This window comes from Halomonas sp. AOP7-B1-5 (genome assembly GCF_052353045.1).
Lineage (GTDB): Bacteria > Pseudomonadota > Gammaproteobacteria > Pseudomonadales > Halomonadaceae > Vreelandella > Vreelandella colorata.
Window position 1 is genome coordinate 1 of the sequence record NZ_JBQTDC010000068.1, and the last position, 8325, is coordinate 8325.

General features: G+C 46.5%; 4 protein-coding genes. All 4 read right to left on the reverse strand.

What is annotated here, in order from left to right; all coding sequences use genetic code 11:
• Window positions 1-390: 390 nt before the first annotated feature.
• Window positions 391-2238: a glutamine--fructose-6-phosphate transaminase (isomerizing) gene (gene glmS / locus ACT3XD_RS18875; RefSeq protein WP_192539799.1), complete on the reverse strand. Its 1848-nt coding sequence runs from the start codon at window positions 2236-2238 to the stop codon at window positions 391-393.
• Between the two features lie 114 nt (window positions 2239-2352).
• Window positions 2353-3585, reverse strand: coding sequence for a hypothetical protein (locus tag ACT3XD_RS18880; RefSeq protein WP_192539798.1), 1233 nt, complete (start codon window positions 3583-3585; stop codon window positions 2353-2355).
• Entirely contained in the window at window positions 3586-4701 is a 1116-nt protein-coding gene (locus tag ACT3XD_RS18885; protein ID WP_192539797.1) for a hypothetical protein, read from the reverse strand. It lies immediately after the preceding gene.
• Between the two features lie 7 nt (window positions 4702-4708).
• On the reverse strand, window positions 4709-8325 hold a 3617-nt coding region (locus ACT3XD_RS18890; protein WP_444280665.1), incomplete at its 5' end, for a glycosyltransferase.

The following is an 8325-nucleotide window of genomic DNA, read 5'->3' on the forward strand; positions in this document are numbered from 1 at the left end:
GATTCATTTCTGAATGTGAATGCTTAAAATATTCACATTTCATATAGATAAGTTTGGCAGAGAACCTATGTCATCGCGCTTCGATTCCACAGGTGCCGGTGTTAAGTGAGCAATGAAATCAAATATCGGCATATTTAAGCCGTATAACGCATCTTGCGAGGTAGGAGAAAAAGGCACCCGCTAATGGCTATCCCAGCCGCCCGAGCCACGCCAAGCAACTCCGGCAACGCTGCGCCCGGCTACTGTGGGTGCGCTGTCGCTTACCAAGCGCTGCAAATAACACGTATACTAACAAGGAATGAATGCACACCCCGTAGCGCGTGGTAACGTTTTGCGAGGCACGAGCAAATAAGGCACCCGCGGAAGGCGCCGGTACGGCGCCCAACTGCACTACTCTACGGTAACGCTCTTGGCCAAGTTACGCGGCTTATCGACATCCGTACCTTTCACTAATGCCACGTGGTAAGACAGTAGCTGGAGCGCCACCACATGCAATACCGGTGAAAGTAGCCCGTAATGCTCAGGCATCATCAGCACGTTAACGCCCTCTGATGACTTAACGGCGCTATCGCCATCAGCAAACACATACAGCTGGCCGCCGCGAGCGCTGACTTCCTGCATATTGGCCTTAAGCTTCTCCAACATTTCATCGTTAGGCGCTACCACCACGACCGGCATTTCTGCATCAACAAGTGCCAAGGGGCCATGCTTCAACTCCCCTGCAGGATAAGCTTCCGCATGAATATAGGAGATTTCCTTAAGTTTAAGCGCGCCTTCCAAAGCAATCGGAAAATGGCGGCCACGGCCCAGGAACAACGCATGATGCTTATTGGCAAACTGCTGCGCCCAATCTTTAATGCTGGGCTCCAGCGCCAGCACCTTTTCTACCGCAACAGGCAGGTGGCGCAGTTCATCCAGGTAAGCTTTTTCGTCACTTTCACTCAAACGCTGATTAGCTTTGGCCAGAAGAAGCGTCAGCAAGAAGAGCGCACTTAACTGTGTGGTAAACGCCTTGGTAGACGCCACACCAATTTCAGGCCCGGCACGGGTAATAAAACGCAGCGCGGTTTCCCGAACGATGGCGGATTCAGGCACGTTACAAATGGCCAACGTGTGCGTATGCCCTAACGATTTGGCATGCTGTAGCGCGGCCAATGTGTCGGCCGTTTCGCCGGATTGGGAAATAACCACTACCAGCTGTTTGGGGTTGGCAACACTCTGCCGGTAGCGATACTCGCTGGCAATTTCCACATTGCAGGGAATACCCGCTACTTGCTCGATCCAGTACTTGGCGGTCATACCCGCATAGCTTGACGTACCGCACGCCAGGATCAGCACTGAATCGACCTGCTCAAACACAGCCTGAGCCTCAGCACCAAACATACCTGGCTGCAGTTGACCTGCCCCGCTGATCATTTCCAGCGTGTTTCCCAGTGCCTGGGGCTGCTCGAACATTTCCTTTTGCATGTAATGATCAAACTCCCCTAACTCTACAGCGTTGGCCGTAAGGTGAGAAGTAACCACTTCACGCTGGGCGGGTTGGCCTAGCGCATCGACTAACGTGATGGACTCACGAGTCAATTGCGCAACATCGCCATTTTCCAGGTACATCATTTGTTGAGTAACGGAAAGCAGCGCCGAAGCATCAGAGGCCGCGTAGTGACCATTTTCTGCTACGCCTAGCATAAGCGGCGAGCCTTCACGGGCCACCACCAGGCAATCCGGCTCTTCTTCGCTAATAACGGCCAGGGCAAACGCCCCTTTCAAGTACGCCACAGCACACTGCACGGCAGAAAATAAGCTCTCAGCCGGTTCGCCTATTTCACCTTTAAAACACGCCTGAATAAGGTGAGCGATGGTTTCGGTATCGGTATCGGAGGTAAATTCATACCCCAAGCCCTGGAGCTGTTCACGCAACGCTTCGTAGTTTTCGATAATGCCGTTATGAACGACGGCTAAACCAGCGGAAATATGCGGGTGGGCGTTACGCTCGGCAGGTACGCCATGGGTAGCCCAACGGGTATGAGCAATACCCACATTCCCCACTACATTTTTTTCAATAACGCGGGTCTCTAAATCAGCTACTCGCCCCTTGGCACGGGCACGAACAAGCACTCCAGCGCCATCTAACACCGCCAAACCAGCCGAGTCATAGCCCCGATACTCAAGGACCTTAAGGCCTGAAAGTAAAAAAGGGCTACATTCCGTTGCGCCAACAGCGCCGACTATTCCGCACATATCATTTACCAGTAATAAAATTAAAAATTAGTTTACAAAAAAATAGTCAAATATAACAAACAGGTATATCTAGTTATAAGACATGGAAAAACATTTCCATGCAATACCCAAAGTCTACCTTCTATTACTTTTCTTAAACTCTAAAACTCCCTCATGCTTATTCGAGACACCAATATTTGCAACATCAAATATATTTTTTATTTTAGCCGAAGGGAATGTTTTTTGAATATATTGATATGAAGAAAAAAGCGAATTTTGATCTATCCACCATTTAAAGTCTGATAAACCCCAAGCTTTTTCCCAATAACCTATATAATTATTCAGAAAAAGCTCAGATTGTTTATTATTACCAAAAAAAGATAAAGGTGCAGATATCTTAGTCCAAGGGGCAATTGACCTGATCCCATACCCATGAAAAGTAAACGCCATATCGTAATGTGCAGCAGTAGAGTAAAGACTACTGACTACCTGCTCATTAAAGATAAAATCTATATCAAAAACGAAAAGGCCACACTTAGCGTCCTCAAGTATATATCTAGATATCAAATACCTAAAAGAAGCATATAGAGCAGGCTCAAGATTATAAGTTGTAGAAACGTAAAAAACATAAGCCCCTTTCTCAACTACTTCCCAACCTTCCTTATCTCCTATTACAAAAAAAATAATTGTATTATTATATCCAGACTCCCTAGCTGAACTTAGAAAATCTGCTGAAAATTTATCATAGTATGTTATATCGCACGAAACCACACTTACAAAATTATCGTTAGCAGCTTTTTTTAAAGCTTCAATATTTAGTCGAAACTTATCATCTTCAAAAATATCTTTTAACTCAGGGAAAAATTCAGTTATATAAAAACTATTCACCCCTGTGAAAAAACTTCTATAAACAGCATCTTTAGGATACCCTTTTTGTTTTAACTTTACCGCCTGCCTATATGATTCAAAATAATCTCCTTTAGCTAGGCAAACTAAAATCAAAATTGCTTCAAAAAAACCATCTTCTGCACTTATTAGGCTAGCCTTGCATCTATTTACAACAATCTCAAGTTTGGAAACCGAATTAGCTTTTGGAACTAAGACATCGCCACCTTCATGCCAGGAAACAGATCTTCTGGACAACCTAAGCCAGACTAACTTCATTAACATAGTTGCTAATAGTTTTTTATTGCTCCAAGCGCCAATCTTATCTACATTGTTGCCAACAAAAAAATTAAAAATCACATCATCTAAATTTATTTTTTCTCTCTTTGCATTTTTCTCCGCTTCTTCTAGAAAAAACCTAGCCTTTCTCCAACTCATCTCATTATCAGAAAGCAATTTTATAAAAAAATTATTGTCTATCATTCATATACCTCTCAAGAGCTTATTTCTTAGTGATTGAATATTCTTATCCAGATTTTCTATTTTTTTTGTCATACCACTAGCTAATATTTCATTAGATAAAGCTTTATCTAGGTATTTTTTTGACTTTAATGGATCTCCTATTAAAAGCCAATGCTTACAGAGACCTAAGTTAGTATAAAAACTTTCTTTATCTACATCTACTTGAAAATTTTCATCTTTAACAATCTTATCAACAATATTAGAAAGCTGTTTTGTGTCATTTAAATAATATAAAACCTCATGACCAGAGTGAGGTATTTCGTACAAATAAGCTTCAGGATAAGCTTCAGCTATATAGTCTCTATAAAAATACACGTCACTAATATGATATGGATCAATAAAACAATAAACTCTTTTTTTAGTCAATGGCTCTGAAATTTTTTCTTTATGCTTAAACAAAAGAGAGCCAAATCGGCTATCCTTCTTGGACTTTCTTATTAAAGGGTGGGCTGAATTTCTTGGAGCAGAGCATATAACTGTGGCATTTATTACGCCAGCGTAATAAGCCGCGCAATATCCGCCAAGTGAAGCTCCATAAGTAAAAGCTCTTTTACCTTCTAAAACATTACTCACTGATTCATAAAAGCTTTCTACTGAAAGATCTTGATATTGGCTATCGTTATCTTGGTAACAAGCTAGAACATTATAACCTTTTTTTATTAAGAAACCTAACCCAAAAGGTATTGAGTTTTTTGTTGATCCGATTCCATTAAAAACTGCAAATGTAACATTGCTATTTAAATCATAATGCTCAATAAGTGAATTCTTACTTTCATAAAGTTTTCTTTTCTCAGGAACTAGCACAGAAAAGTCTTCTTTTACTAAAAAATCCAACCTTCTGACTTTTTTATTACCGCCAATACGATAATAAAAAATGGCTGAAAAAAAACCTGGGCTAATTTCAAATGGAATAAAACAATTATTTTCAGATGTGTAAAATCGCTTTACAGTTTCTTTACTAGATATTAAATAATAGGCATACTCAGCACCTGAAATGTTTTCCGTACTTAAAGAGAAGCCACCTTCTTTTATGATGACATTTCTAGCTAAATCATCCAATAAACTATCAATATTCATTTATCAATTAGCTCACTACATTAAATATTTTTTCAAAACTTTCTTTTATAGGAAAGCTATTTTTCATTATTAATCTATGCTTTTTACATGCATTACAAGCATCTTCAATATTAAGAGATATATATTCTTTCGGATAAATTTCATCCGCCCCTTCCCAAGGCAAAATAACCGGCTGACAGCCAGCCGCGGCTCCCTCAGCCACAGCCAAATGGAAACTCTCGTGATCACTGACCGATAAAATAAAATCGATACCTGCATACCATTCAGGCATATTATTGCCGTGAGAATCAAAACATACAGCGCCTACTAATAGAGGGTCTTCCTCAAGTCGGCGATACTGGGCTTCGTACCATGCCATTTCGTCGGGTCGGTCGATCATCCAGGGATAATCTTCTGGGCGCCTGCCTTTTACGCGTAGCGTGTAACCGTCATCGTCTTTACGTAGCTCTTTGAGGATATCCAGTGCTCGGTCAAGCCGTTTGCTGTGCGGCACCATTCCCACTAAGCCTAGCACCTTGCCGTTTGTAGGTTTGCGGGGTACGGCCTGCATGGCATCAGTATCTACACCGTTATAGATGACTACACCGTTTTCCTTCAGAGCCGCATTACGTTCTTGTGCGTTACGCAGCATGTGTGGCCCCACAAAAATAACGGAGTCGAATGCTTCAAAAGGGATCCTATCAAATAGCACGCTGCGCAGCTCTTGGGCATGCAAACGCCCTACCAGCTTTTGTCCTTTGTACTTATGTTTACCGTACCAAATAGCATTGCCCAGCATCCATTCGCAAAAAACGGTATCGGCTTGGCGGATTAGCCGTTTGCTGGCTATTTCATTGTGCTGATTGTGACCGGTCCAAAAATCGAGCAGTAACCGTATTCCTGCACTGGTGAAATAGGGGTAGAACGGCTTGATAAACTTAAAGTCGTGCCCCGCAATAACAACGGTTTTCTTGGGTAGTGTATTTGGTGGCTGTTCATGTACTTGGGGTGGCTTACGTAACCCCAATGTAGGTTGACTAGACCCCCACTGCTGTAATTTAGCCAGTACTATTGCCTTGTTGGGACGAATTAATTGTAAAGCGGTGTCAATAGGGGAGCGTTCTACCGCAACGCCAGGCCAGCTGCCCTCTTCAAGCACCGCTTGGCGCTTGAAGGCAATACGCTTATGGGGCGCGTAAAACGTTGGCCAAACCAGATCTTCAAAGTCTTCTGCTTCCAGGCCTTCCAGTGCTCGCGGGTTGGCTAATAACCATAAGCTGCCAGGCAGCGCCCGCTCCGTTTCCGGTGTTGTGCAGCGTATTCCTTGTGCTTCAAGCCGAGTACGAGTGTCAGCTTGCCAATCACGGCTAACCACGCTCTGCGGGCGAAGCGTCTGGGCTAACAATCGCTCCACGACTGTTTCGGTAATTTGTGAGGTGTAGAGTGTAAAGGCGGGAGGTTCCGGCGCCCACATTACTAATCCCGCGGTACGCAGCATCTGCGTCAAGCGCAGTTCGGTGGTATGCGCGCGCATGATTGCCCGCGCCCCTTTGAGCGCTACTCGCCAACGGTAGGCCGGGTGGTGCATCAAATTTTCAAGCGCCTGAGCCGCTTCGCTTTCAGTGCGTACAATGTGCCCCGCGCTTTCCAGGTAACGGTTCATCCCAAGGGCCGGGCCGGAAATCATCGGCGAGCCGCAAGCCGCGGTTTCCACTACCCGGCGTGAAAACATGGTCGGAGAATCCAGCACCGAGTTCACATTGATTTGCACGGGGTGAGCTTTGTACGCCTGGATCATTTCTTCGTAAGCAAGGCTTCCAGCTACATAACTGCCCAAACCGCCCGGGTACTTATAGGGTGATATCGGGTCATTATGCTGGCGATCGTAGAGAGTAAGGCCCAAGGGTGCCGCAGCACTCATGATCTTATCCATGTACTCGGTACGCTCGGGGTAACGTGCACCATAGTACGTACCGCCGTAAGCTGCGGTAGGTTGCCATTCACGGGTAGAAGGCAGCAGGTTATGAATCTTCGGGGACGCGTAGAACGGGGCGCTACTGGCGGTTTGGGTTAATGCACCGGGCGTAGCGAGATAAGGAATAATCCGGCGACTGTCGGTGGTAAACACATGGTCGCACTTGGCGGCGGTTTTACGGAAGCGCTCAAAGTGGACCGGATCTTCCTTATTCCAAAATAACGAAGGAATCCCCTGACGGCGGCAATGTGCCAATAAGGCATCCAGCGCGGCAGACTCATGATCACTGTAATGACCCACCTGACGGAACCACTGCCAATCATTGCCCTTCCAGGCCGACTCGACAAATAGCGCATCGATCGGCTGTTCCTTCAACTGCGCACGCCAGTTATCCGGGGAAAGCGCTACGACTTTAACGGCACTGGCCAGGGTATCGGTGGTAAAGGTATCGCCAATCAAGCCCAGAGTAAGCTGTGCTAGGGTTTTGCTTTTAGCCTTTTGCTCTTGCTGTTGCGGCGCCAGGAATTCACGAAGCGCTTGCAGGCTACGGGCATAAATACCGGTTACGTGATTCCAGGTACGCTCACGCTCCACCCATGCGCGTGCTGCCCGGCCCAGGCGTTCGCACTCAGTAGGGTTATTGATCAACGCTTGAAGGGCATCGCATAACGCTATGGCACTGTTTTTTTCAAACAACCGCGCACGTTCGCCACCCGGCCCCGCCATCACTTGATGCGGCGAAACATCCGAAAGCACCACAGCCTTACCCATCGCCATGGCTTCTAAGGGCTTAAGGGCCGACACCATTTCAGTTACCGCTGATGAAAGCCGGGGCACGGGCATGATATCCATGCACGACAAGTAACGCGGCACTAGCTCAAAAGCCACTCGCCCCGTAAAGCGACAATGCTCCTCAATACCTAGCGTTTTAGCAGTGGTTTTAACGGTATCAATGACTTTGCCGTCCCCCACTAACACAAATACAAAATCCTGCCCCCGCGCCTTTAGCCCGGCCAACGCTTCCAGCAACAGCTCCAGCCCTTCATAAGCTACGGCGCTTCCCGCATAGCCGATAACCGGTACGCCGGTGGGCAACTGAAGTTCACGTGCAACCTCAATATCTGGAGCCATGGGACTAAAACGTTCGGCGTTAACCGCGTTGGGTACCACCGTAATGCGATCACGAGACACCCCCCAGCCTGCCAATTCATCGGCGAGTTCCTCAGTGAGGGTGATAACTAGATCAGCTTCCAATGCGGCCTGCTGTTCCAGTTCGCGCATTAATTGATAACGCTCAGACCCTGCCCACTCCGGCTGGGTCGAGGCCTGGGTTACTTCCCATAAGCCACGCACCTCGTAAACAAACGGCAGGCCCAAACGGCGTGCAGCCATTAAGGCAGGTAGCGCGGTAATGTGATTCGACGCGGCAACAATAACTTCTGCTCCGCTGGTTTGCGCCTCACGTAAGTAGTGGTCGGCAGCTTCGGCTAGGTAAAGGTCCAGGGGCGTTTTAGCCAGATTCCAACCCGCACAGGCCGCATAGCTAATGCCATCAACCTCGGCTTCATGGTAACCGCGCACCAGCCCCTTGGCCCCAGTATCCCAAGGAAAACCAGGGCGCGTTGTGGCACGTACTTGCCAGCCAGATTGCTGTAGACCCACGGCAATGC